The organism is Sphingomonas faeni, assembly GCF_040407565.1.
Lineage (GTDB): Bacteria > Pseudomonadota > Alphaproteobacteria > Sphingomonadales > Sphingomonadaceae > Sphingomonas > Sphingomonas faeni_F.
The window spans coordinates 338875-362194 of the sequence record NZ_JAPZPR010000005.1 but is presented as its reverse complement, the minus strand read 5'-3'; the positions used below and the strand labels follow the sequence as shown (position 1 = coordinate 362194).

The 23320-nt window shown below is 65.8% G+C and carries 25 protein-coding genes; 10 read left to right on the top strand and 15 right to left on the bottom strand.

Annotated features, from left to right (window positions below; all coding sequences use genetic code 11):
* Nucleotides 1-14: 14 nt before the first annotated feature.
* Both O6Y00_RS12770 and O6Y00_RS12765 read right to left on the bottom strand, forming a co-directional pair.
* Nucleotides 15-653, bottom strand: coding sequence for a carbonic anhydrase (locus O6Y00_RS12770; protein WP_353442972.1), 639 nt, complete (start codon nucleotides 651-653; stop codon nucleotides 15-17).
* Nucleotides 650-2230, bottom strand: a complete 1581-nt coding sequence (locus tag O6Y00_RS12765) for a SulP family inorganic anion transporter (protein WP_353442971.1) — start codon at nucleotides 2228-2230, stop codon at nucleotides 650-652. The genes O6Y00_RS12770 and O6Y00_RS12765 overlap by 4 nt, the downstream gene beginning before the upstream one ends.
* A gap of 215 nt (nucleotides 2231-2445) precedes the next feature.
* Here O6Y00_RS12765 and O6Y00_RS12760 point away from each other — a divergent pair, with 215 nt between their 5' ends.
* The gene (locus O6Y00_RS12760; RefSeq protein WP_353442970.1) at nucleotides 2446-2985 is read left to right on the top strand and encodes a J domain-containing protein; all 540 of its coding nucleotides are present in this window, start codon (nucleotides 2446-2448) and stop codon (nucleotides 2983-2985) included.
* Complete coding sequence (locus tag O6Y00_RS12755; RefSeq protein WP_435368627.1) at nucleotides 2985-3290, top strand: (2Fe-2S) ferredoxin domain-containing protein; 306 nt, start codon at nucleotides 2985-2987, stop codon at nucleotides 3288-3290. The genes O6Y00_RS12760 and O6Y00_RS12755 overlap by 1 nt, the downstream gene beginning before the upstream one ends.
* Before the next feature lie 135 nt (nucleotides 3291-3425).
* Here the strand turns inward: O6Y00_RS12755 and O6Y00_RS12750 are convergent, their stop codons facing one another.
* The 9 genes from O6Y00_RS12750 to O6Y00_RS12710 form a co-directional block, all read right to left on the bottom strand.
* Nucleotides 3426-3833 (bottom strand): SufE family protein, encoded by a 408-nt coding sequence (locus tag O6Y00_RS12750; RefSeq protein WP_353442968.1) that lies wholly within the window; start codon nucleotides 3831-3833, stop codon nucleotides 3426-3428.
* Between the two features lie 201 nt (nucleotides 3834-4034).
* Nucleotides 4035-4274, bottom strand: coding sequence for a hypothetical protein (locus O6Y00_RS12745; protein WP_353442967.1), 240 nt, complete (start codon nucleotides 4272-4274; stop codon nucleotides 4035-4037).
* Between the two features lie 9 nt (nucleotides 4275-4283).
* A complete protein-coding gene (locus O6Y00_RS12740; protein ID WP_353442966.1) occupies nucleotides 4284-4526 on the bottom strand; it encodes a hypothetical protein in 243 nt (80 codons plus the stop codon).
* Nucleotides 4523-4873: a hypothetical protein gene (locus O6Y00_RS12735; protein WP_353442965.1), complete on the bottom strand. Its 351-nt coding sequence runs from the start codon at nucleotides 4871-4873 to the stop codon at nucleotides 4523-4525. Before O6Y00_RS12735 ends, O6Y00_RS12740 begins: the two co-directional genes overlap by 4 nt.
* 12 nt (nucleotides 4874-4885) lie before the next feature.
* On the bottom strand, nucleotides 4886-5185 hold the full coding sequence (locus O6Y00_RS12730) for a hypothetical protein (protein WP_353442964.1): 300 nt from the start codon (nucleotides 5183-5185) through the stop codon (nucleotides 4886-4888).
* Nucleotides 5186-5206: 21 nt separating this feature from the next.
* On the bottom strand, nucleotides 5207-5590 hold the full coding sequence (pspC, locus tag O6Y00_RS12725; protein ID WP_353442963.1) for an envelope stress response membrane protein PspC: 384 nt from the start codon (nucleotides 5588-5590) through the stop codon (nucleotides 5207-5209).
* Between the two features lies 1 nt (nucleotide 5591).
* Complete coding sequence (pspB, locus tag O6Y00_RS12720) at nucleotides 5592-5891, bottom strand: envelope stress response membrane protein PspB (RefSeq protein WP_353442962.1); 300 nt, start codon at nucleotides 5889-5891, stop codon at nucleotides 5592-5594.
* A 1-nt stretch (nucleotide 5892) separates the two neighbouring features.
* A complete protein-coding gene (gene pspA / locus O6Y00_RS12715; protein ID WP_056482347.1) occupies nucleotides 5893-6558 on the bottom strand; it encodes a phage shock protein PspA in 666 nt (221 codons plus the stop codon).
* A 51-nt stretch (nucleotides 6559-6609) separates the two neighbouring features.
* On the bottom strand, nucleotides 6610-6753 hold the full coding sequence (locus tag O6Y00_RS12710; RefSeq protein ID WP_353442961.1) for a hypothetical protein: 144 nt from the start codon (nucleotides 6751-6753) through the stop codon (nucleotides 6610-6612).
* A 172-nt stretch (nucleotides 6754-6925) separates the two neighbouring features.
* Here O6Y00_RS12710 and pspF point away from each other — a divergent pair, with 172 nt between their 5' ends.
* Nucleotides 6926-7963: a phage shock protein operon transcriptional activator gene (gene pspF / locus O6Y00_RS12705; RefSeq protein ID WP_353442960.1), complete on the top strand. Its 1038-nt coding sequence runs from the start codon at nucleotides 6926-6928 to the stop codon at nucleotides 7961-7963.
* Between the two features lie 140 nt (nucleotides 7964-8103).
* Here the strand turns inward: pspF and O6Y00_RS12700 are convergent, their stop codons facing one another.
* A complete protein-coding gene (locus O6Y00_RS12700) occupies nucleotides 8104-9312 on the bottom strand; it encodes a cation:proton antiporter (RefSeq protein ID WP_353442959.1) in 1209 nt (402 codons plus the stop codon).
* A 248-nt stretch (nucleotides 9313-9560) separates the two neighbouring features.
* On the opposite strand from O6Y00_RS12700, the gene O6Y00_RS12695 reads away from it, so the two are divergent.
* Nucleotides 9561-10481 carry a right-handed parallel beta-helix repeat-containing protein gene (locus tag O6Y00_RS12695; RefSeq protein WP_353442958.1) on the top strand — a complete coding sequence of 307 codons (921 nt, stop codon included), beginning with the start codon at nucleotides 9561-9563 and terminating at the stop codon, nucleotides 10479-10481.
* Between the two features lie 170 nt (nucleotides 10482-10651).
* Here the strand turns inward: O6Y00_RS12695 and O6Y00_RS12690 are convergent, their stop codons facing one another.
* Nucleotides 10652-12313: an alkaline phosphatase family protein gene (locus O6Y00_RS12690; RefSeq protein WP_353442957.1), complete on the bottom strand. Its 1662-nt coding sequence runs from the start codon at nucleotides 12311-12313 to the stop codon at nucleotides 10652-10654.
* An 84-nt stretch (nucleotides 12314-12397) separates the two neighbouring features.
* Between O6Y00_RS12690 and O6Y00_RS12685 the strand changes: the two genes are divergently transcribed.
* The 4 genes from O6Y00_RS12685 to O6Y00_RS12670 all read left to right on the top strand — a co-directional run bounded on the left by O6Y00_RS12685 (nucleotide 12398) and on the right by O6Y00_RS12670 (nucleotide 18203).
* A complete protein-coding gene (locus O6Y00_RS12685) occupies nucleotides 12398-14446 on the top strand; it encodes a protein-disulfide reductase DsbD family protein (protein WP_353442956.1) in 2049 nt (682 codons plus the stop codon).
* 492 nt (nucleotides 14447-14938) lie between these two features.
* Nucleotides 14939-16459, top strand: coding sequence for a circularly permuted type 2 ATP-grasp protein (locus O6Y00_RS12680; RefSeq protein ID WP_353442955.1), 1521 nt, complete (start codon nucleotides 14939-14941; stop codon nucleotides 16457-16459).
* Nucleotides 16459-17394, top strand: a complete 936-nt coding sequence (locus O6Y00_RS12675; RefSeq protein WP_056048449.1) for an alpha-E domain-containing protein — start codon at nucleotides 16459-16461, stop codon at nucleotides 17392-17394. Before O6Y00_RS12680 ends, O6Y00_RS12675 begins: the two co-directional genes overlap by 1 nt.
* The gene (locus tag O6Y00_RS12670) at nucleotides 17394-18203 is read left to right on the top strand and encodes a transglutaminase family protein (protein WP_353442954.1); all 810 of its coding nucleotides are present in this window, start codon (nucleotides 17394-17396) and stop codon (nucleotides 18201-18203) included. Before O6Y00_RS12675 ends, O6Y00_RS12670 begins: the two co-directional genes overlap by 1 nt.
* Nucleotides 18204-18435: 232 nt before the next feature.
* On the opposite strand, the gene O6Y00_RS12665 is transcribed toward O6Y00_RS12670, so the two are convergent.
* Both O6Y00_RS12665 and O6Y00_RS12660 read right to left on the bottom strand, forming a co-directional pair.
* Nucleotides 18436-19212, bottom strand: a complete 777-nt coding sequence (locus O6Y00_RS12665) for an arginyltransferase (RefSeq protein WP_353442953.1) — start codon at nucleotides 19210-19212, stop codon at nucleotides 18436-18438.
* A gap of 127 nt (nucleotides 19213-19339) precedes the next feature.
* Entirely contained in the window at nucleotides 19340-20599 is a 1260-nt protein-coding gene (locus tag O6Y00_RS12660) for a threonine ammonia-lyase (protein WP_353442952.1), read from the bottom strand.
* Between the two features lie 57 nt (nucleotides 20600-20656).
* Here O6Y00_RS12660 and O6Y00_RS12655 point away from each other — a divergent pair, with 57 nt between their 5' ends.
* Nucleotides 20657-21511 carry an NAD(P)-dependent oxidoreductase gene (locus O6Y00_RS12655; protein ID WP_353442951.1) on the top strand — a complete coding sequence of 285 codons (855 nt, stop codon included), beginning with the start codon at nucleotides 20657-20659 and terminating at the stop codon, nucleotides 21509-21511.
* Nucleotides 21512-21660: 149 nt separating this feature from the next.
* Nucleotides 21661-23319, top strand: coding sequence for an amidohydrolase (locus tag O6Y00_RS12650; RefSeq protein ID WP_353442950.1), 1659 nt, complete (start codon nucleotides 21661-21663; stop codon nucleotides 23317-23319).
* Nucleotide 23320 lies beyond the last annotated feature (1 nt).

Sequence of the window (23320 nt, the reverse complement as noted above, 5' to 3'; positions counted from 1 at the left end):
GAAGGGGGAACGCCTTACACCAGCACCTTGTCCGGCCGGCCGACCTCTTCGAGCACGGTCGCCGAATCGATCTCCATCATCGGTTTAATCAGACCGTCGCGGATGTCGTAGACCCAGCCGTGGAGCAGCACTTCCTGGCCGCGCGCAAACGCCCCCTGGATCGTCTTGGTCCGCGCGAGCCTGACGAGCTGGTCGCGGACGTTGACCTCGACCAGCCGGTTGACCTTCTGTTCGCGGTCGGGCTGCGCGTCGATCTCGTCGGCATGGTCGTGCAACACGCAGCGCGCGGTGCTGAGCCAGTCGTCAACCGGCCCGGTGGTGCCGCCGTCCAGCGTCGCGCGGATCCCGCCGCACGCATAATGGCCGCAGATGATGATGTGCCGCACGCCGAGCACGTCGATCGCATATTGCAGCACCGACATCAGGTTCATGTCGTCGTCATTGACGAGGTTGGCGATGTTGCGGTGGATGAACATGTTGCCGGGCGGCGTCATCGTCATCTGTTCCGGCCCGACGCGGCTGTCCGAACAGCCGATCCACAGGAACTCCGGGTTCTGGCCGACCAGCTGGCGCTGGAAGAAGTCGGCGCTCTCCTCGATGATCTCGGCTGCCCACGCCTTGTTGGCGAGCAGGAGCTGCTTGTACTGCCTCATGCGAAACGGACCTCGGTCTGGGGGGCGTTGATAAGCTTGACCGTGCGCATCGCGAGATCGCCGCGGATGAGCACGGTGATGCCGCGATACTGCGCGCCCTTGATGAACGCGTTGATGATGTCGACGTTGTCGAGATCGACATAGCTGGTCGACGACAGGTCGATCAGCAGGTTTGCATTGTCGGGCACCTTGGCGAGCGACTTCTGCAACTCGTATTTATGGATGAAGTACAGGTTGCGGCGGGCGCGAACGAGGCAGTCCTCGTCGTCGCAGGCAAAGGTGATCGCGGTACGGAAGTTGCGCGCGACGACGAACACGAAGCCAACGGCAAGGCCGATCACGATGCCTTCGAGCAGGTCGGTGAACAGGATCGCAGCCACCGTGACGACGAACGGAATGAACTGCGTCCAGCCCTGCTTGAAGCGCTCGGTATACAGCTTCGGCTTGGTGAGCTTGTAGCCGGTCGCGATCAGCACCGCGGCGAGCGCCGACAGCGGGATCAGGTTCAGCACCGCCGGGATCAGCGCGACGCTGACCAGCAGCCAGAAGCCGTGCAGGATCGTTGACAGCTTGCTCTCGGCCTTCGCATCGACGTTGGCGGACGAACGGACAATTACCGAGGTGAGGGGCAGGCCACCGATCAGGCCGGACAGGATATTGCCGCCGCCCTGCGCCATCAATTCCCAGTTCTTGTCGGTCGAGCGGCGGCGCGGATCGATCTCGTCGACCGCCTTGACGCTCAACAGCGATTCGAGGCTGGCCACGATCGCAAGCGTGACCGCGCTGGTCCAGACGATGCCCATCGTGATCCCGGAGAAGTCGGGGAAGGTGAACAGCGACGGGAATTGCGACAGCGTCTGGGTGATCGGCACCTGGACGAGATGCGTCGCCTGGAGCTGCCAGTCGGGCTTCACCGCGCCGAGCAGCATGTTGCCGAAGATGCCGATCAGCACGACGACCAGCGGGCCGGGGACGAAGCGCAACGGGCCGTCCTTGGGCTTGGCACCGTCCCACCAGAACAGGAAGGCGAGGCTGACCGACGCGATCAGGATCGCGCCGGGGGTCACGGCCGCGCTGAGGCTGTCGAGGATGCGCGAGAAGGTGTTGATCCCGTTCGCGGTGGTGAATTCGAAGATCCCCTCCGCCTCGCGGTCGAAGCCTACGGCGTGCGGGATCTGCTTGAGGATCAGGATCAGGCCGATCGCCGCGAGCATGCCGGTAATGACGGAGGATGGTACGAATTCGCTGAGGATGCCGGCGCGGGTCAGCGAGAAGCAGATTTGGAGAACGCCTGCGAGGACGACCGCCATCAGGAACATCTGGTAGCTCGGCATGCTCTCGATCGCGGTCAGCACGATCACGGTCAGGCCGGCGGCAGGGCCGCTGACCGACAGCGGCGACTTCGAGAACAGGCCGACGGCGATGCCGCCGACGATGCCGGAGATGATGCCGGCGAACAGCGGCGCACCGGACGCGAGCGCGACGCCGAGACACAGCGGCAGCGCGACCAGCGCGACGACGATGGAGGCGGGAAGATCCGCGCGCCACGTGGTAAGCTTTGGAATGAGAGTCGGCACCAGGGCTCCTGTCGCTAAGGTGTCGGCTGGGAATACGTCCGCACCGGACGCATCTATCCATGCCACATGACAAATAGTTCATGTTCAGTAATCGATGAACGGTGTCTGACTCAAGGCGGAATGTTGCGGCGCGGAAGATAGTCGAATCCGAGAGTTTCGGCCGGCCTTGCTGCGTATGGTTGCGTTGTCCGTGGGGACGCCTATCTCGGACCGCTATGGCTCGAAGCACGACACGATCTTCAGACTGGGGTTTTCCGCGCTGGCGCGAATATGGCGCGAGTACCGAGGCGGTGACCGTCCGGCTGTGCGATCGGCATGGCTGCAACGAGCCCGGCAACTGCCCCGCGCCGAAATCGCCCAACAGCCCGGACCGCTGGTATTTCTGCATGCACCACGCCGGCGAATATAATCGCGGCTGGAATTATTTCGAAGGCTTGAGCGCGGAGGAAGCGGCCGAACGCGAGGCGGCGGAAACGCGCACCGCGGACGGCTACACCGATCCCAAGCATTACGCTTGGGCCGGCTCGGGCGATGGCAGCCGCTCGCGAGACGAGATGCGCGCGTTGGAGGTGCTCGACCTCGAGCCCGACGCAACGTTCGAGGACGTGCGCGCGGCGTGGCGGCGGATGGCGAAGGCGAATCATCCAGACGTGCGCCCGAACGACAAGGATGCGGCGAAGCGGTTCCAGGGCGTGCAGGCGGCCTATGAGGTCCTGAAGATGGCCGAAGACCAGCGGACGTGGAAACCGGCGTGATCCGCGTCCTCGCCAGTCGCTGGCAGGGAAGCGTTCTGGTCTGCGGCAAGTGTTCGAAGAAGCTGGACGGCGGGTTTGGAGAGAAGGGCCGGACGCCCCTGGTGAAGCTGTTGCGTCAGGCACTTGGCGTAAAGAAGGGCCGCAAGGCGGATCGCGGCGTGGTCGAGGTCAAGTGCCTCGGGGTTTGCCCGAAGAACGCGGTGGTGATGGTCGACGGCGCTCGGCCGGATCGGTGGATGCTCGTCCCGGCTGGTGCGGACGTGGCCGAGGTCGTTGCGAACCTCACCGTATACGCAGCAACCTGACGATCCTCCCCCGCCAGGGGGAGGTGGCTGGCGCTTGCCAGACGAAGGGGGAGGAAGGGGTAACCTCTGTTGCGTGTTCCTCCCCCTCCGCCACCTTCGGCGACACCTCCCCTTGGCGGGGGAGGATCGAAAGTTTCAGCCGGCGTATCGCTCCGCCGTTTCCCGGATCAGGGCGATCATGTTGGGAATCCCCTGAGTCCGGTTCGAACTCAGCTGCTTGCTAAGATCGAACGGCGCCAGTTCCGCCTTGATATCCGTCGCGACGATCTGCCTGGGAGCCTGGTCCTGCACCGTCAGCAGAACCAGAGCGATGATCCCCTTGGTGATCGCCGCATTTGAGTCCGCCAGGAAGTGCAGTCGACCATCGTCGGTCGTAGTCGGATAGACCCAGACCGAGGCCGAACACCCACGCACCAACGTCGCCTCGGTCTTCAGCGCATCCGGCATCGGCTCAAGCTCTTTGCCAAGGTCGATCAGCAGGCGATAGCGGTCGTCGGGTTCGAGGAAGTCGTATTCCTCGCGGATGTCTGTGAGAGTGGCCATGCCTGTCGGGTAGCGGGTCGGCTTCAGCGCTTCAACACCGGGGGCCCAAAACAGGAGCGCGTATCCTCGAATACCACCACCCCGGCGAAGGCCGGGGCCCAGTTGGGGGGCGGCGATGGCGAAGTGCGGTCCTCCGTTATTGCCACCTTTCCAACTGGGCCCCGGCCTCCGCCGGGGTGGTCCGCCCTCTAGTCAAGAGCCCTAGAGATCCACCCCGGCGGCGATCGCCTCGAGCTTCTTGATACGCTCCTTCAAATCCGCAATCTCGATCCGCGATCCGGTCGACACCGCGACCGGCATGCGACCGTCCTGCGCGTGATCCAGCTCCATCCGCCGCAGCGAAAGCCAGCCCCGCCATCCGGCCAAGCCACCGGCGACGATCATCGCCAGCCCTGCAAGGCTCGCCAGCGCCAGGGTGATATAGACGTTCGGTTCGATCATGTCCGCCTCCTAGCGGTCGCGGAGCCGTTCGATCTCTCGGTCGAGATCGACGCTCTTGTGGTTGTCGGTGATCACGCGTTCCAGCACCTGGATGCGCTCCTTCATCTGCTGCACCTCGTCGCGCAGCCGATGCGAATCGACGCTGTCGACCGGACTCGCCGGGGCTTGCCCAAGCGCGCGGTAGCGAGCGGTCAGCACCTTGGCGACCATCACGATCAGCACGATGCAGACGACCATCGAAAAGGGGTTCATCGTGTCTCTCCTTCGGTAAGGCTCGCGGTGCGGCCCGCCGTAAGTGTTGGTGAAGTCTGCAAAGGCAGCGATGGGTAAAAGGGCGGATCGGCCCGGAGCCGTTCGATCTCGGCGGCAACGCCGATGCCCCGGTCGGTGACGATCCGTTCGAGCACCCGTACCCGCTGTTCCAGGCGTTCGGTGTGCGCCGCATATTGCGCGGACTTCTCGGCGGTCTGCGCATTCAGCGCGCTCGCCATGCGCTCCTTGTGCTTGATCCAGTCCTTGAAGACGCTGCTGCCGATCCCGAGGATGACCGGCAGGCCGATCACGATGAAAACGAGCAGGAAGATCGTGAAGTTGTTCATGATCTATGTCCTTCAGCGGTCGCGGAGGGCTTCGATCTCGCGGGCGGTGCGCTCGGCGGGGTCGGTGGCGATGCGTTCGAGGACCGCGATCCGTTCCTCGAGCCGCGACACCTGCCCCGTCAGCCGCTCGTTCTCGCTGCTGAGCAACTGGACCTTGCGTTCACCGTCGACATCGCCGTCTCGCCTGCGTTTGCGGCCCCGCGCTTCGGGTTCGAAGCCGTGCTTCGCGCGGATCCAGTTATTCGCCACCCAGGCGACCGGTCCCACCGAAATCGCCACGATCGGTATCATCAAGGCCCAATCCATCGTCATTCTCCCTGTTGACGCCGCGTCTCAGCGCAGGCTGTCGATCTCTGCCGCGAGGCTGTTGCTTGAGCGGCTGGTATAGTGCGTCTCGATGTCGGCGAGGCGGCGGTCGATGTCGCGGAACTTGCTGCGAACCTCGGCGGTCGACCGCTTCGGGTTCGAGCGGACGCCCTGCCAGAACTTCGCGTCGTCGGGCGTCTCGTACAGGCCGATCGGCTTGGCATGGCCCATCCATGCGACCAGCCAATAGGCCAGCAGCGTCCAGGGAAAGCCTCCGGCGAGCGTCAGGACGACCACCCCGACACGAACGAAAAGCACATCGATTCCGGTATAGTCTGCGATCCCGGCGCAGACGCCCTTCCACTTTGCATTCTGTTTATCGAGGTAGAATTGTGTGCGGCTGCCAGACATTTCAGTTCCTCCGATCGAGGGGGCGATCCAATGGGCGTTCGGACTCACGGTCCGAAAGATACGGCGATTGCGTCGTGCTGAGGCCCGGCTTCCAGTCGGGGTTATCGGCGGCGATGATCCGTTCGACGGTCATCACGCGGTCCTCCAGACGGCGAGCGAGCATCTGCATCTCGTCGAGCAGCTTCTCGTCCTCCTCGGTGATCCGCGGCGCCTGCTTCCACTTGGTGATGTAGTGCAGGATCACCCACGGAAGCCCGATGAAGAGCATACCGCAGACGAGCACGGGCATCAGGTCATCCATCTCAGTCGTCCTTCTTCATGCGCGCCTTGAGCGCGGCGAGCTGGGCGTTGACCTTGTCGTCGCTGCGCAGCTCGGCGATTTCCTCTTCGAGCGTCTTGACGACACCGAGCCCCATCGCATCCGCGCGGCCCTCGGCTTCATCGACACGGCGGTCGAGGATGTCGAAGCGGCTGAACGCCTCGTGCGTCTTCGGGCCGTTGTACATCTCGCGGAGCCGGGTGCGGTTGTTCGCGCTCTCCAGTCGGGTCTGCACCGCGTTCTGCTTGGTGCGCGCCTCGCGGAGCTTGGTCTGGAGCTTGGCGATGTCCTCCTCGGAAGCCCGAAGCGCATCGTCGAGCACGCCGACCTCGGCCTTCAGCTGCTCGGCCATGTCGAACGCCTTCTGGCGCTCGACCAGGGCAGCCTTGGCAAGGTCCTCGCGGTCCTTGCTCAGCGCCAGTTCGGCCTTCTCGGTCCAGTTGTCCTGGAGCTGCTCCAACTTCGAGATATGGCGGCGCATCTCCTTCTGGTCGGCGATGGTGCGCGCGGCGGAGGCGCGAACCTCGACCAGCGTTTCCTCCATCTCCAGGATGATCATGCGGATCATCTTCGACGGGTCTTCGGCCTTCTCGATGAGATCGGCGAAGTTGGCGGCGACGATGTCGCGGGTGCGGGAAAAGATGCCCATGTAAATCCTACTCCAGGGGTCGGCCCGAGGCTCTCGGAGAGCGTCGGTGTCTTATGCCACGATTGCGGTGGTTGCCGCGACGGGCGTTGCGGTGGTTGCGATCGCGGGGCCGACCGCGCCGAGGACGCAGGTTGCGCTGACGACGATGGTGCAGAGGGTGGCGGCGACGGTGCGGGCGATGGTGGTGTTGAACACGGTGGGTCCCCTTTGAGACTGGTTGGTTCCGCTATTCGGCGGGTTGCCTGAAGCATTGCATCTGTCGTGCCAGTTTCGAAAATGGCGGAATTGCAGGGGTTTGCGCGATTTAAGGTGTTTAGGCTGTGGCGGAAGCTTGCCAAGAGTTGGGAATTCGCGCCACATCTTCGCCATGGAGCGCACCACACAGGTCATCGGCGAGTCCGGCACGTTCATGGCGGCGCTCGAACGCGCCTCGCGGGCAGCGGCACTCGATCGTCCGGTGCTGGTGATCGGCGAGCGCGGCACGGGCAAGGAACTGGTCGCCGAACGCCTTCACCGCCTTTCGCCGCGGTGGGACCAGCCGCTGGTGATCATGAACTGCGCGGCACTGCCCGAGACGCTGATCGAGGCGGAACTGTTCGGGCATGAGGCTGGCGCGTTCACCGGCGCGACCAAGGCGCGGGTAGGGCGGTTCGAGGAGGCCGATGGGGGGACTTTGTTCCTCGACGAGCTCGGCACGCTGTCGATGGCCGCGCAGGACCGCCTGCTGCGCGCGGTCGAATATGGCGAGATCACGCGGATCGGCTCGTCGCGACCCATGCGCGTCGATGTGCGGATCGTGGCGGCGACCAACGAGCATCTGCCCGACAAGGTGGATCGCCACGAGTTCCGCGCGGATCTGCTCGATCGGCTGTCGTTCGAGGTGGTGACGTTGCCGCCTCTGCGCGCACGCACCGGCGACGTTGTGGTCCTCGCCGAACATTTCGGCCGGCGCATGGCCTCGGAACTAGGCCGCGAACGCTGGGAAGGGTTCGGCCCGGCGGCGATGGACGCGCTGATCGCGTATCGCTGGCCCGGCAACGTCCGCGAACTGCGTAACGTCGTCGAGCGCGCCGTCTATCGCTGGGAGCAGGCGGGACCGATCGACGCGATCGAGATCGACCCGTTCCAGTCGCCACACCGCCCCGGCGCTTCGACTGCCCCGAAGCCTATGGTTATAACCCCACGCGAACCCGAACCGGAGGACGGCGAAGATCCGGTCGTCGCGTGCGAAGAAGGCCCCTCGGACTTTAAATCCCGCGTATCCCGCTTCGAACGCGACCTACTCTCGCGCGCGTTGTCGGAACACCGCTTCAATCAGCGCGCCACCGCCGAGGCGCTAGGCCTAAGTTACGACCAGCTCCGCCACGCCCTAAAACGCCACGACCTCCTTAACGCAGGAGCTTGAGCTAATCCTCCCCCGCCAGGGGAGGTGGCGCCGAAGGCGACGGAGGGGGAGGCATGCGAAACCTCTGCTCCGTGTCCTCCCCCTCCGTCAGGCTAACGCCTGCCACCTCCCCCTGGCGGGGGAGGATCGCAACTGGCCCCTCAGCCGCTCTTCCCCACCAATCCCGCCAGTTTCTTCAACTTCGGCGCAACCACAGGCACGGTCAGCATCGTGCTCGCCAGCGCCATCAGCAGTAGCGCGGTGAACGTCTCATTCGTAATGATCTTCTTATCCAGCAGGATGTTGACGAAGATGATCATGATCAGCGCCTTGGTCTGGAGCAGCCAGCCGATCGCCGAAGCCTCGCCCGGCCGCCACTTCAGGATCCGTCCGGCGGCGTGAATCCCGGCCAGCTTGCCGCCCACCGACGCGACGAGCAGCAACGCCGCCGCGCCAAACACTGCGTACCCGCCGACCGCCCACTGCGTCTTCAACCCCGTCGACAGGAAGAACACCGGCATCACCGCGAGCAGCACGAAGTGGCGGAACTGGTCCATCTTCGCCGTCGTGAACCACTTCGAATCGAGTACCGCCCCCGACAGGAACGCGCCGACCATGAAGTGCAGCCCCGCCCAGTCCGCCGCGAACCCGCAGCCCGCAAGCCAGATCAGGCTGACATACCAGCGATCGCTCTCCTCGATCCGCGCCATCAGTTTCCGCACGATCAGCGTCACCACCGCGAATCCGACCAGGAAGCCGCCCTGCCGCCCGACGCGCTCCCAGTCGAGCAGGATCAGCGCGAGCACGCCCCAGATCGCGATGTCGTCCAGGCTCGCATAACGCAGGATCCGCTGCCCGATCGGCTCGCGCAGCACGTCGAGCTTTTCGAGAAACAGCACCAGGATCGGCAGCGCGGTGACGGCACAGGCCATGCCGATGCCGAGCACCACCTGCCACGTCGCGCCGTCCGGTCCGCGCCAGCCAGGGTAGCGCAACATCAACACCGCCGCGATGCTGCCGGTCACCAGCGGTACCGCGAGCGCGAGCCCTGCGGTGACGCCGGTTTCGCCGCGGCGTTTCCAGGCCTCGCCGAGGTCGAGCTCGATGCCGGCGACCCAGACGAACATCATCACCGCCCACCACGCGATGCCGTTGAGCGAGCCCAAGGTCGCGGGCGTGAAGACCGTCGCGTAATAGTCGGGATACGCCGCGCCGAGCACGCCCGGCCCGAGCAGGATCCCGCCGAAGATCTGCACCACCACCAGCGGCGCCCAGTAATCGGTCCGCCCGAGCCGCCACACCAGATACGGCACGGTGAAGATGATGAGTATCGCGAGGAGGAAGACCTCCGTCGGCGTCATGGCGTGCATGTGGATCCCCCGCGCCGATCGGTTCCCCCCGCCGGCTTCGTTACGGTAGCGGTATTATGCGTTCGACGCGGGCTCGGCAATATCCGGAAGCCGGGATCGACCTAGCCCGAGACATTATCGCCAATGCGTCATTCCGGGACAGGCGTCGGCAAAGAGCTGAGGACCGACTGGCCGAAGTGCGACGTTCCGTGCGATCACACCGTCCATATCGCAGGCGGGCTACCGCTCCGGAACGAAGAGGATATCGGATGAAACGATCGTTGCTGGCAATTGCGCTGTTCGCCGCTCCCGCGTTCGCGCAAGGCTCCGCGCCGTTCACGGTCGACGGGCAGGGGTTCGCGACGTTGCAGGAGGCGGTGTCGTCGATCCGGATGGGCACCGCGACGATCCTGATCGCGCCCGGCACGTATCGCCAATGCGCGGTGCAGGCGGGGGGGCACATCACCTTCAAGGCGGTCAAGCCTGGGACGGCGATCTTCGAGAGCGTTGCCTGCGAGGACAAGGCGGCGCTCGTGCTGCGCGGGCTTGGCTCGGTCGTCGATGGGCTGGTCTTCCGCGGCTACCGCGTGTCGGACGGCAACGGCGCGGGAATCCGCATCGAGCTTGGCGACCTGACCGTCAGCAACTCGATGTTCCTCGATAGTCAGGAGGGTATCCTCGGCGGTCAGCCGACCGGGCAGAGGATCGCGATTGACCGCTCGACGTTTTCGGGACTGGGGCAATGCGATCAATCGCCGAGCTGCGCGCATGCGATCTATCTTGCGAACAACGGCAGCGTGACGGTGACCAATTCGCGGTTCGAGCGGGGGACGGGGGGGCACTACGTCAAGCTGCGTAGTCCGACCGTGACGATCACCGACAACAGCTTCGACGATACCGCGGGGAAGAAGACCAATTACATGATCGACCTGCCCGAGGGTTCGACAGGGCTGATCGCGCGTAACACCTTCGTGCAGGGGCGAAACAAGGAGAATCATACGGGGCTGATCGTAGTCGCCGCCGAGGCGAAGACGTATCGCTCGACCGGGTTGCGGGTCGAGGGGAACGACGCGCGATTGTCGCCGGGGGATGGCAGCAGCCCGGCGTTCCTGGCGGACTACAGCCACGACAAGCTCGCGCTGGGTGCGAATCGGCTGGGGCCCGGGTTGCGGGCGTTCGAGACGCGGTGACCGGGCGTATCTTCGCCACCCCGTTTCCGTCATCCTGACGAAAGTCAGGATCCAGAGTAACGGGCGCGGTCATTTGCGGCTCTGGATCCTGACTTTCGTCAGGATGACGGGAGGGGGCACAATGACTGGCGAGGGGGATTGCGCACTACGCGCCTAGAGCGAGATATGCCTCAGCCCGGACAAGTACTCGCAGCCCCCGGATCGAGGTCCAGACACCGCCCATCCAGCCCGCTAACCGGCAACCCGATCGTCGCCGCCAGCGTCGGCACGATATCCACCGTCTCCACCGACAGCGGCTGCTCGAACCCCGTCATCCCCTTGCGCCAGAACAGGATCGGCACGCGACGGTCGTAATCCCACGGCGACCCATGAGTCTCGACATACCCCCCCGCCGGCGAAACGATCGTCGTCACGCGCGGCTTGAGCAGCACCACCATTTGCCCCGACCGCTCGGGATAGAACGACGCCCGCGCCCGCTCGATCAGCGTCCAGGTCTCGGGCGGGGACTTCGCCATCGGCGTCGCCATGATCTCGGCGGCGGAGTACGCGCCCGCGATCTGCGGCATCGCGCGATAACGGCGCAGCGCCTCGGCAAGCACCTTCGCCTGCGTCTTCGCTGGCAGCGTGTCGTCGATATACACGTCGCCTTCGGTCCCGAGCAGCACGCTGCCCGGCAGCCCCATGTCCTTGGCGATCGCGGTGCCGACCTGCTTGGCGAGCACGTTCTCGTCCATGTGCGCCTCCATCGGCATCGCGCGCTGCTGCTGGCGTTCGGTCGCATCGTGCGCGCCGTGATCCGCGGTCAGCACGACCTCGTAATCGACCCCGGTCTCATCCATCACTCTGAAGAAGTCGCCGAGCGTCTTGTCGAGCTGCGCCATCTGGATGCACATCTCCGAGCCCTGCGTCCCGTAGGTATGGCCGATATAGTCGGTCGCCGACGCGCCGATATCGATGATGTCGGTCTGCGGACCCTTGCCGAGCTTCATGTCCTGCACCAGCGCCGCCGCCATCGCGAACACCGCGGCGTCCGAGGCCGGCGATATGCGGAAGCCCTTCGCGTCGCCCGCCTCGCGCTCGAATCGACCCTGGCCGTAGGTCTTGCCGGCGATCACGATCGGATGGTTCACACCCGCACAGTAGCCGGGCAGGGGGAGCGCCGCCTGCGGCTTGGCGATGAGCGCGGCGACCGCGTCGCGCGTCCGCTGCACTGCCGGCGGCACCGCGCGACCGGCATACGAAACGTACGTCTTGCCGTCCCACCACCAGAGTTCATCGACCTTGTGGCCGCCCATCATTACCGCCGCGCGATCCTTCCCCGCGACCGACACCGAGCGCGTCCGCGGATCGCGCGCCTTCATCATCTCGCCGAGCGTGGGCACTTTTAGATGCATGTCGGACACGGTGTAGCTGTCGTGCGTGCTGCCGGCGACGCGCTCGTCTTCCGAGCAATAGACGATCTTGTCGGGCCGTCCGGCGCGCTGGTCGATCCAGTTGTTGGCGATGATCCCGGTATGCGCAGGCCGCATGCCGGTCAGGATCGTCGAGTGGCCGGGACACGTCTCGGTCGCGGCATGGCTCTGATACCCGCTCGGGAACACCGCGCCGTTCAACAATCGGGTGAAGCCGCCGGTATAGCGGTTGCGATATTGCTGGAACAGGTCGGCGGCGAACTGGTCGACCGAAATCGCCACGATCAGTTTCGGCGGGGTCGTGGGGGTCGTGGGGGTCGCCGCAGGAGGCGGTGCTGTCTGGGCAGAGACCGAAGAAGCCGAAGTCAGCAGGAGCGCGGCGATAAGTGCTTTCACGAACAGTCCTTTAGCCAGCAACATCCCTCGAGCGGGGCCGTCGCTTTGAAGTGCAATACGACAAGGTCACCGCTATGGCTTTGCGCGATGAACGAAACAAGGATGGCCATGCGCGGATTACGTTGCGTCCTGATGACGGTCTTGCTGGCCGTCTGCGGGCTGGCGAGTGCGCCCGCGTTTGCGGAATCGCTGAACGGCTCAAGCCAGCATCTGATGATGAAGCTGGTTGCCGAAAGCGATCACCCGAAAGCCGGCGCGCCGCTGACGATCGCGCTCGCGACGACGCCCGAGACCGGCTGGCACGGCTATTGGCGCAACCCGGGCGATGCGGGCTTTCCGGCGACGTTCGACTGGACGCTGCCGACGGGCGCGAGGGCAGGCGAGCCCGAATGGCCGGTGCCGACCACGCTGCTGATCGCGGGCCTGATGAACTATGTCTATGAGGCGCCCTATGCGCCGCTCGTGACGATCCAGGTTCCGGCGGGGCTGGCGGCGGGCTCGAAATTCCCGATCCGCCTGAAGACGAGCTATCTCGTCTGCTCCGCGACGATCTGCGTACCCGAGGAAAAGGCGCTGTCGCTCGACCTCACGATCGGTGACGGCGCGCCATCGCAGGCGGCCGCGTTCGCTGGCTGGCGACAGGCGATCCCCAAGCCGCTCGATGCCGGTGCGAACTATGCAGCGAGCAACGGGACGATGCGGATCGCGGTGCCGTTCCCGGCGAGCGCGAAAGCCGACAAGGCGTATTTCTTCCCGGTCACCACCGGCGCGATCGAGAATGGCGCGGCGCAGACGGTGACGCGCGACGGCGACCGACTGACGATCAGCACCAAGGTCGCGACGAACGCCAAGGCCGGCGAGCCGATCGAGGGCGTGCTCCGGATCGGCGACGGGCAGGGGCTCGGCGTCAAGGCGACCCCCGGTGCGGTGGCCGAAGCGGCCGGGGGCGATGCGACGAGCGCGAATGGCGAGAGCCTCTGGCTGACTGCGCTGATCGCATTCGCGGGCGCAGTGCTCGGCGGCCTGATCCTCAACATCATGCCCTGCGTCTTCCCGATCCTGAGCCTTAAGGCGCTCAGCCTCGCGCGCGGTGGTGCGAGCGAGAAGGACGCGCGGGGCGAGGCGTTGGCCTACACAGCGGGCGTTGTGCTGGTCTGCCTCGGCCTCGGCGGCGCGATCCTGGCGTTGCGCGCAGGCGGGTCCGCGGTCGGCTGGGCGTTCCAGTTGCAGCATCCCGGCGCGATCGTCGCGCTGCTGCTGCTGAGCACCGCGATCGCGTTCAACCTCGCCGGGCTGTTCGAGGTCCCGACTCCGCGCTTTGCCGGTGAGAGTGGCGCGAGCGGCGCATTCGCGACCGGCGCGCTGGCCGCATTCATCGCGACTCCGTGCACCGGTCCGTTCATGGGCGCGGCGCTCGGCGCGGCGCTGGTGCTGCCGTGGCCGGCGGCGCTCGCCGTGTTCGGCGGGCTCGGGATCGGCTTGTCGCTCCCATTCCTCGCGATCGGATTCATCCCGTCATGGCGGCGGTGGCTGCCGAAGCCCGGCGCATGGATGGAGACGTTCCGCCACATCCTGTCGGTACCGATGTTCCTCACCGCGATCGCGCTCGGCTGGGTGCTCGGGCGCCAGACCGGCGTGGATACGCTGACGCTCGCGCTGGTCGCGGTGCTGGCAGTCGGCGCGGTGCTGTGGATCGGCGGCTCGCGCCAGCGCAAGGGCAAGTCGTTCGGCATCGTCGCGCAGGTCCTCTTGCTCGTCGTGTTCGTCGGCAGCGCGGTGCTAATCTCGCGCGCGCCGGCGATGGCCGCCAAGACTGCGACCGCAGGTGACGAGGCGTTCACCGAGGCCAAGCTCGCGTCGCTGCGTGCCGAGAAGCGTCCGGTGTTCGTGTACTTCACTGCCGATTGGTGCCTAACGTGCAAGGTCAACGAGAAGGCGGCGATCGACACCACCGGTGTCCGTGACGCCTTCGCCAAGCACAATGTCGCGGCCTTGATCGGCGACTGGACCGACGGCGACCCGGTAATGGGCCGCTTCATCCAGGCCCACAACCGCGCGGGTGTCCCGCTCTATTTGTACTACGCCCCAGGCGCAGCCGAACCCACGGTCCTCCCACAAGTCCTGACCCCAGGCCTGCTGGAAGGCCTGGGAGCCTAAGAGGACTCCCCTCCCTGGAAGGGAGGGGTTAGGGGTGGGTCGGCCCGTTGGCTGACGCAGCACCCGCCTCAAGCCGACCCACCCCCGGCCCCTCCCTTCCAGGGAGGGGGGCATTATCGACCGAGGCGCTTCATCCAATCCCCACAACCGCACAGGCGTCCCGCTCTACCTCTACTACGCGCCAGGCGCCGCCGAACCCACCGTCCTCCCACAGGTCCTGACTCCAGGCCTACTGGAAGGCCTGGGAGCCTAAGCGTTGTCCAATCCTCCCCCGCCAGGGGGAGGTGGCTGGCGCTTGCCAGACGGAGGGGGAGGAAAGGGAAACCGCCGTTCCGTGTCCTCCCCCTCCGTCACCTGCGGTGCCACCTCCCCCTGGCAGGGGAGGATCGAACGATCGCCAGCCTATGAATGCTTACACATTCAGCCCTTGTGCGCCGCAGCAAAGCATTGCAGCATGGAACCGCAACGCTTGATGGGGGATTGACCGTTTCGATGGGGAAACAAGCGTTCGACGAGATCATGGGGACACCGGGCGACACGACCGCCCGGCCCGAACTGGCAGCCCTTGGCAAGTGGATCGAGGACACGCCAGACGCCGAGCTGCGACGCCGGCAGGAAGCCGCCGAGACGACGTTCCGCCAGCTCGGTATCACCTTCGCGGTCTACGGCGAGAACGAGGCAGCCGAGCGGATCATACCGTTCGATATCGTCCCGCGCGTTTTCCTCCATGACGAGTGGACCCGGCTCTCGGAAGGCCTCGTTCAGCGCGTCGAGGCGATCAACGCATTCCTCGACGACATCTACGGCGAACGACGCATCCTGAAGGAGGGCATCCTTCCCGAAGACCTCGTGCTCGGCAACGCGCAGTTCCGGCCCGAGATCGCCGGTATCCGCCCACCGCACGGCGTTTGGGCGCATATCTGCGGGATCGATCTCGTCCGCACCGGCCCCGACGATTTCTTCGTGCTCGAGGACAATGCGCGCACGCCGTCTGGCGTCAGCTACATGCTGGAGAACCGTGAGGCGATGCTCCGCCTCTGCCCCGAACTGTTCCGCGAGTTCCGCGTCGCCGCGGTCGACAGCTATCCCGATCTGCTGCTCGAAACGATGAAGTCGGTCGCGCCGCACGGCACGGGCTCGAACCCGACGTGTGTGCTGCTGACCCCAGGCCATTACAATTCCGCCTATTACGAGCACAGCTTCCTCGCGGACTCGATGGGCATCGAGCTCGTCGAGGCGGCCGATCTTGTCGTGGACGACGACATCGTCTGGATGCGGACGATCGCCGGGCGCGTGAAGGTCGACGTGATCTATCGCCGGATCGACGACGATTATCTCGATCCACTCGTGTTTCGCCCGGACTCCGCGCTCGGTGTCCCCGGTCTGATCGCGGCCTATGCCGCCGGCAACGTCGCGATCATGAATGCGCCGGGCAACGGCATCGCCGACGACAAGGCGATCTACAGCTACATGCCCGACATCGTGAAGTTCTACTCGGGCGGCGAGTGCAAGCTGCGCAACGTCGAGACATGGCGCTGCCGCGAACCGCAGGCGCTCAAGTTCGTCCTCGACAACCTCGAAGACGTGGTCGTCAAGCTGGTCGACGGCTCGGGCGGCTACGGCATGCTGGTCGGCCCGACCGCGTCGAAGCAGGAGATCGAGGATTTCCGCGCCGCGCTGATTGCCGAACCGCATCGCTACATCGCACAGCCGACGCTAGCCCTCTCCACCGTCCCGACGATGGCGCAAGGCGGTCTCAGCCCGCGCCACGTCGACTTCCGCCCCTTCGTGCTGAGCGGCGCGAAGGGCGTGCAGGTCGTCCCCGGCGGCCTCACCCGCGTCGCGCTCAAGGAAGGATCGCTCGTGGTCAATTCCAGCCAGGGCGGCGGCACCAAGGACAGCTTCGTGCTCATGGCCGATCAATCGCAGCGGATGAACGCGGGTGGGATGACGCATACGATGGGCGGCATGACGCAAACCCTCGGCGCGCAGACGTCCGGCGGGAAATCCTGATGCTGTCGCGCACCGCATCCTCGCTCTACTGGCTCGGCCGTTATTTCGAGCGCGCCGACTTCATCGCCCGGCTGGTCGAAGCCACCGTCCGTCTCGACGTGCTCTCGTCGCAACCCTCTGGCGACGCCGCCTGGGCGTCGGCGCTGGCCGTAACCGAGACCGACGAGGCGTTCGCGGCGACCGGCGTCGAGATCGGGCAGCGCGACGTCGTGCGCTTCCTGACGCTCGATTCGAGTCATCCGGGATCGATCGTCCGCTGCCTGGACATGGCGCGCAACAACGCCAAGGCGGTCCGTACCGCGCTGACTCGCGAGGCGTGGACCGCGATCAACCGCGCGTGGTTGCTGTTCGAGAACCGCGCGACGCCCGGCAGCACGACGTCGCAGCTAAACCTCGTCGAGGCGGTCAAGAACGAGACGCGCGGCTTCGAAGGCGCGGTCCACCGTATGCTCCGCAACCAGACGACGTGGTTCATCCGGCTCGGCCAAGCAGTCGAGCGCGCGGACAACACCGCGCGGCTGCTCGACGTCAAATACCACATCCTGCTGCCCGAGGGCGAGCGGCTCGGCGGCGCGATCGACCGCGATCAGTGGACGACGATCCTCCAGACCGTGTCCGCGGTCACCGCCTATCGTTGGCTCTACAATGACGGGCTGCGGCCTGCCGACGTGATCGACCTGCTGCTCGCCCGATCCGAACTGCCGCGCAGCCTGGCCGCATCGGTCGAGGAGACGGTCGACGTGCTGAACCTGCTTGCCAAGCGGACCGGTAACCACGGCGAGGCTGACCGGATGGCCCGAATGCGGGCGTCGCGAATGGCGAAGACGCGATCGGGCGAGGTCATCGCCTCCGGGCTGCACCAGTATCTGCAGGCGTTCATCGCCGAGAACGCGCTGCTCCACGGCGCGATCGGCCGTCAGTTCAAGTTCCTCTGATGCGGCTTTCGATCGACCATCACACGATCTACCGCTTCGCGCAGCCGCAGGGCCGGCTGGTGCAGATGCTCCGCCTCACACCCGAGAACACGCATGATCAGACGGTCGCGTCGTGGCGGATCGACGTAGATTGCGACGCGCGGCTGCGGCCTGGACGCGACGGCTTCGGCAACGCGGTGACGATGCTGTACGCCGAAGGGCCGGTCGACGGGATCGAGATCACCGTGAAAGGCGAGGTGCTGACCAGCCATTCCGACGGCGTCCTGCACGGCGTGCACGAGACGCTGCCGCCCGCGCTGTTCCTCCGGTCCACCGAGGCGACCGTTCTCGATACGGCGATAGCGAAGTTCGCCGCCAATGCGGCCGAGGGCGCGCGCGACCGGATCGGCGCGCTGCATCGTTTGAACCGGGCGTTTCATAAGCGGTTTGCGTTCGATGCCGGACGTCCCGAACCCGGTCGGACGGCCGCCGCGGCGTTCCGCATGGAAAGCGCTACGCCCCGCGACATGGCGCAGATGTTCGCCGTCGCCGCGCGCTCGCTCGGCGCACCTGCGCGGTACGTGTCGGGGTATCATCACAACGATCACGAAGTCGTACATCTGCCGACGCCGCACGGCTGGGCGGAGGCATTCGTCGACGGGCTCGGCTGGGTCGGGTTCGATCCGTGCACGGGGATGTCGCCCGAGGAGCATTACGTCCGCGTCGCGATGGCGCTGGATGCGGCGGGCGCGGCGCCGGTGGCGGGCTCCCGACTGGGCGAGGGCGGCGAGGAACTCGACGTCGACGTCGTGGTGCAGCGCGAGGACTGAGAGTGTTTCCCCGCGAAGGCGGGGACCCAGACTTGGCTCCCGCCTTCGCGGGAGAACAAGGGGCAGGGGTTCTCGAGGGTACCACCCCGGCGAAGGCCGGGGCCCAATTAGCAAAGTGATCGTAACGAAGCGCTGCGCTTAATTAGCGGCGTTTCCCAATTGGACTTCGGCCTTCGCAGGGGTGGTGTTTCTTGAGGGACGCTAGCGGGCTGGACGACTTCCAAACTACACCTCAAACCAGTGCCGCAACCCGCGCAGCCTGCGTCACCAGATCCGCATCCTCCAACCGCCGCCACCCCGCCGGCCCCAGCACCTCCAGCGGCCGATACCGCGTCTTATACTCCATCCGCGGCGAGCCCTTCACCCAGTATCCGAGATACACGTACGGCAGCCCCGCATCGCGTGCGCGCAGGATGTGGTCCATGATGATGAAGTTGCCGAACCCCGGTCGCGCCGTGTCGTCAGCCGCGAAGAAACTGTAGACCATCGATAACCCGTCCGCCTGGCGATCGGTCAGGCAAGCGCCGATCAGCGCGCCCTGCACGCCGCCGACGCTCGGCTCGCGGTATTCGACGATCACCGAATTGACCGGCGAATGCTCGATCATGTCGGCGTAATCGTCCTCGTCCATCCCCGCCATGCCGCCGCCCGGATGCCGCGTCCCAAGGTAACGGCGCAGCAACTGGAACTGCTCGTCGGTCGCCCACGCCTTGCACGCAGTCACCTCGATATCGCCGAGCCGCTTCAGCAACTTTCGCTGCGTCGCGTTGGGCACGAACTCATTGGTCACCACGCGGACCGAGACGCAGGCGATGCACCCCGCGCACGACGGCCGATACGCCACCCCCTGACTGCGACGAAAGCCGATCCGCCCCAGCGCATCGTTCAGCTCGTTCGCATGCGGACCGGTCAGTTCGGTGAACACCTTGCGCTCCTGACGATCCGGCAGATACGGGCACGGCGCAGGGCTGGTGACGAAGAAGCGCGGAAAACGAAAGGGCGCAGTCACCGAGCGGAAAGTCCTTCAGGCAGGCGCGATCAGCCGCGTCGCCTCGTATATGGCCGCCCTGCGGCAACGTGCAATCGGTTTACCACGAATGTCGGTTAACGCGGTAAATCACCGTATCAGAATGGGATTATGCCAGCTCGACGGTCGACGTTTCATACCCGCCAGCCCGCAGTGCCCCCACCAGCCGATCGAGATGCGCACGGTCGCGAAGCTCACATTCGATGTCGGTGATAAGGCCCTTCGCCGGCAGCGTCGTGAAGACGCGCTGGTGATAGATCTCGATGATGTTGACGCGTTCCTGGTCGAAGATCCGCGCGACATGGAACAGCGCGCCCGGCTTGTCCTGCAACCGGATTCGCAACCGCGCCAGCCGTCCCGACCGCGCCAGATCGCGCAGCAGCACGTTGGCGAGAAGCCGCGTATCGATGTTACCGCCGCACAGCACGATGCCGACGGTCTTCCCCGCGAACCGCTCGGGATGCGACAGCAGCGCGGCGAGCCCGGCGGCACCCGCACCCTCGACCACCGTCTTCTCGATCTGGAGCAGCAGGCTGACGGACTCTTCGAGGCTGCGCTCGCTGACCAACACGATGTCATCGACCAGCTCGGCAACGATCTTCGAAGTGATCGCACCCGGCTCCTTGACCGCAATGCCCTCCGCCAGCGTATCGCCGGCGCACGCCATGTCGGTGCCGTTGATCCGGTTGTACATCGACGGGAACAGCTCGGCCTGCACGCCGACGACTTCGATCGGATGACCGCCCGGCGCTTCGCTTAAAGCCCGCGCGACCGTCGACATGCCCGAGATCAGCCCGCCGCCGCCGATCGGAATGACCAGCGTGTCGAGCTGCGGCACGTCCTCGAGCATCTCGATCGCGACGGTGCCTTGCCCTGCAATGACGCGCGGGTCGTCGAACGGATGGACGAAGGTGAAGCCGCACTCGCCCTCGAGGATACGCGCGTGAGCATATGCCGCGTCGAACGTCTCGCCGTGCAACACGACGTTGGCGCCATGCCCTTCGGTCTGCATCACCTTCACGGTCGGCGTGTTGGTCGGCATCACGATAGTCGTCGGAATGCCGAGCCGGTTGGCGTGATAGGCGAGGCCCTGCGCGTGATTTCCCGCCGACGCGGCGATGACGCCCTTCGCGCGCGCTTCGTCCGACAGCTGCAACAGCGTGTTGAGCGCGCCGCGCTCCTTGTACGCCGCGGTGAACTGGAGGTTCTCGAACTTCAGATACACCGTCGCGCCGGTCATCTTGCTCAGCGTCTTGCTGATCAGCGTCGGCGTGCGGACGATCGAGTCGCGGATCCGGTCATGCGCGACGCGGACGTCGTCGATCGAGACGGGGAGGGTGGGTGCCGCTACGGCAGCGTGGGTAGCCATGTCCGACCCGCTAGACCATCTGGCGCGCGTGGGAAACACCGCTTATGCGCGGACGCTATGGCAAAACTGGCATTCATCGGAACCGGCGTCATGGGTGCGCCGATGGCGGGACACCTCGCCGCGGCAGGGCACGACGTCACCGTCTACAATCGGACTCAGGCCAAGGCGTTGGCATGGGCCAATAAATACGGCGGCAAGGTCGCCGACACGCCCGCGGCAGCGGCGAAGGATGCCGAGGCGGTGTTCGCCTGCGTCGGCAACGACCACGATCTTGCCTCGGTCACTCTTGGCGAAGACGGCGCGTTCGCAGCGATGCGCGACGACGCGGTGTTCGTCGATCACACGACGGTCTCCGCCTCGATCGCGCGGCGGCTCGCGGGCGAGCGAACGCTGGTAGTCGACGCTCCAGTATCGGGCGGGCAGGCTGGCGCAGAGAACGGCAAGCTCTCGATCATGTGCGGCGGCTCTGCCGAAGCGATGGCCAAGGCCGAACCGTTCATGCAGGCCTATGCTTTGCGCATCGTCCACGTCGGCGAGGCCGGCGCGGGCCAGACTACCAAGATGTGCAATCAGGTCGCGATCGCCGGCGTGATCCAGGGCGTCGCCGAATCGCTGCGGTTCGCGCAAAACTCCGGGCTCGATCTCGACAAGGTATTCGAGGCGATCTCGGGCGGCGCGGCGCAGAGCTGGCAGATGGTCAATCGCTGGCCGACGATGGCGAAGGACGAATTCGACTTCGGCTTCGCAGTCGACTGGATGCGCAAGGACCTTGGCCTCGCGCTCGACGAAGCACGCCGCAACGGCGCGGTGCTGCCGGTCGCAGCGCTGGTCGATCAATTCTACGCCGATGTTCAGGCGATGGGCGGCGCCCGCCAGGATACGAGCGCGCTGGTACGGAGATTGCCGAAGTGATCAAGCGCAACACCACGGCACTGCTCCCCTCCCTGACAGGGAGGGGCCGGGGGTGGGTTGGCCCGTTGTCCAGGCACCAGGCTACCCCAACCAGCCGACCCACCCCCAACCCCTCCCTTTCAAGGAGGGGGGCAAGAGCGGCGCTGGTCTTGGCATTGCTGCTCCCGACCCCCGCGCTTGCCGACGGGATCGTCGACAACGTCAACGGTGTCACCATTGCTGACGGCGGACGCGTGATCCACTTCAAGGCGATCCTGGTCGACAAGGACGGTCGCGTCACGCGGCTCGTGCCTCCCGGCGAGGAAGCGCCAAAGCTGAGCCGCAAGGAACTCAAGAAGAACGCCGGCAAGCCGCTGTACGACTGGCGCGTCGACATGGGTGGCAAGACCGTGTTGCCGGGCTTCGTCGACGCGCACGGCCATGTCCTCGAGATGGGCTTCGGCGCGCTGTCGCTCGATCTGTCGATGACCAAGTCGCTCGACGAGGCGAAGTCGCGGATCGCGGCCTACATCGCCGGCAATCCCGATCGCAAATGGGTGCTGGGCCGCGGCTGGAACCAGGAGGCATGGGGGCTGGGTCGCTTCCCGACTGCCGCTGACCTGGAGTCCGTCTCCGGCGGCCACCCGATCTGGCTGTCGCGCGCGGACGGGCACGCCGGCTGGGCGAACCGCGAGGCGATGCGCGAGGCCGAAGTCACCGGCGCGACCGTATCTCCGGCGGGCGGGCGGATCGAGAAGACCGGCGGCGCGCCCGCGGGCGTATTCGTCGACGGCGCGCAAGGATTGATCGAGAAGGTCGTGCCGCAGCCGCTTCCCAAGGAGCGCGATGCCGCGTTCCTGACCGCGCAACGCATCCTGCTCGGCTACGGCGTCACCGCGGTCGCCGACATGGGCACGACGCTCGACGACTGGCTGACCTATCGCCGGATGGCGGACATCGGCGGGCTTCGCGTCCGCATCATGAGCTATGCGATGGGCGTCGAGACCGCGAGCCGGATCGGCGGCAAGGGGCCGACGCCGTGGCTGTACAACGACCACCTGCGGATGGGCGGCGTGAAGCTCTATGCCGACGGCGCGCTCGGCTCGCGCGGCGCGTGGCTGCTGAAGCCCTACTCGGACGCACCGGGCCAGTCGGGGCTCGGCTTCCTGACCGACGACCAGCTTCAGAATCAGATGAGCCGCGCGGCGATGGATGGGTTCCAGGTCGCGGTCCATGCGATCGGCGACAAGGCCAACCAGGAAGTGCTCGACGCGATCCAGGTCGAGAGCGAGACCTATACCGGCGATCGCCGCTGGCGGATCGAGCATGCGCAGATCGTCGATCCGACCGACCTTCCGCGGTTCGGCAAGTTCGGCACGATCGCGTCGATGCAGCCCACGCACGAAACCAGCGATCGGACGATGGCCGAGGCACGGTTAGGGCCGAACCGGCTGGCCGGTGCCTATGCGTGGAAATCGATGCTGACCAACGGCGCGAAGCTCGCCTTCGGGACCGACTTCCCGGTCGAGAAGCCCGATCCGTTCGCGACCTGGGCGGCAGCGTTCACGCGTCAGGATGCCGATGGTCAGCCTCAGGGTGGATGGCAGCCACAGGAACTCGTGACGCGCGAACAGGCGTGGTGGGCGATGACCGGTGCGGCGGCCTATGCCGGGTTCGCCGAGAAGCAGTTCGGTGCGCTCGCGCCCGGCCAGCGTGCGGACTTCATCGTCGTCGACCGCGATCCGACGATGGCCTCTCCAACCGACCTGCGCGCGACCAAAGTCAGCGAAACATGGATTGGCGGCGAGAAGGTCTGGGTGCGCAAGTAAC

Excerpts from the sequence above, each read along its gene's own strand:
- O6Y00_RS12770 (WP_353442972.1), bottom strand. The coding sequence starts at position 653 with ATGAGGCAGTACAAGCAGCTCCTGCTCGCCAACAAGGCGTGGGCAGCC.
- O6Y00_RS12760 (WP_353442970.1), top strand. The coding sequence starts at position 2,446 with ATGGCTCGAAGCACGACACGATCTTCAGACTGGGGTTTTCCGCGCTGG.
- O6Y00_RS12750 (WP_353442968.1), bottom strand. The coding sequence starts at position 3,833 with ATGGCCACTCTCACAGACATCCGCGAGGAATACGACTTCCTCGAACCC.
- O6Y00_RS12745 (WP_353442967.1), bottom strand. The coding sequence starts at position 4,274 with ATGATCGAACCGAACGTCTATATCACCCTGGCGCTGGCGAGCCTTGCA.
- O6Y00_RS12740 (WP_353442966.1), bottom strand. The coding sequence starts at position 4,526 with ATGAACCCCTTTTCGATGGTCGTCTGCATCGTGCTGATCGTGATGGTC.
- O6Y00_RS12735 (WP_353442965.1), bottom strand. The coding sequence starts at position 4,873 with ATGAACAACTTCACGATCTTCCTGCTCGTTTTCATCGTGATCGGCCTG.
- O6Y00_RS12730 (WP_353442964.1), bottom strand. The coding sequence starts at position 5,185 with ATGACGATGGATTGGGCCTTGATGATACCGATCGTGGCGATTTCGGTG.
- pspC (WP_353442963.1), bottom strand. The coding sequence starts at position 5,590 with ATGTCTGGCAGCCGCACACAATTCTACCTCGATAAACAGAATGCAAAG.
- pspB (WP_353442962.1), bottom strand. The coding sequence starts at position 5,891 with ATGGATGACCTGATGCCCGTGCTCGTCTGCGGTATGCTCTTCATCGGG.
- pspA (WP_056482347.1), bottom strand. The coding sequence starts at position 6,558 with ATGGGCATCTTTTCCCGCACCCGCGACATCGTCGCCGCCAACTTCGCC.
- pspF (WP_353442960.1), top strand. The coding sequence starts at position 6,926 with ATGGAGCGCACCACACAGGTCATCGGCGAGTCCGGCACGTTCATGGCG.
- O6Y00_RS12700 (WP_353442959.1), bottom strand. The coding sequence starts at position 9,312 with ATGCACGCCATGACGCCGACGGAGGTCTTCCTCCTCGCGATACTCATC.
- O6Y00_RS12695 (WP_353442958.1), top strand. The coding sequence starts at position 9,561 with ATGAAACGATCGTTGCTGGCAATTGCGCTGTTCGCCGCTCCCGCGTTC.
- O6Y00_RS12690 (WP_353442957.1), bottom strand. The coding sequence starts at position 12,313 with ATGTTGCTGGCTAAAGGACTGTTCGTGAAAGCACTTATCGCCGCGCTC.
- O6Y00_RS12685 (WP_353442956.1), top strand. The coding sequence starts at position 12,398 with ATGCGCGGATTACGTTGCGTCCTGATGACGGTCTTGCTGGCCGTCTGC.
- O6Y00_RS12680 (WP_353442955.1), top strand. The coding sequence starts at position 14,939 with ATGGGGAAACAAGCGTTCGACGAGATCATGGGGACACCGGGCGACACG.
- O6Y00_RS12675 (WP_056048449.1), top strand. The coding sequence starts at position 16,459 with ATGCTGTCGCGCACCGCATCCTCGCTCTACTGGCTCGGCCGTTATTTC.
- O6Y00_RS12670 (WP_353442954.1), top strand. The coding sequence starts at position 17,394 with ATGCGGCTTTCGATCGACCATCACACGATCTACCGCTTCGCGCAGCCG.
- O6Y00_RS12660 (WP_353442952.1), bottom strand. The coding sequence starts at position 20,599 with ATGGCTACCCACGCTGCCGTAGCGGCACCCACCCTCCCCGTCTCGATC.
- O6Y00_RS12655 (WP_353442951.1), top strand. The coding sequence starts at position 20,657 with ATGGCAAAACTGGCATTCATCGGAACCGGCGTCATGGGTGCGCCGATG.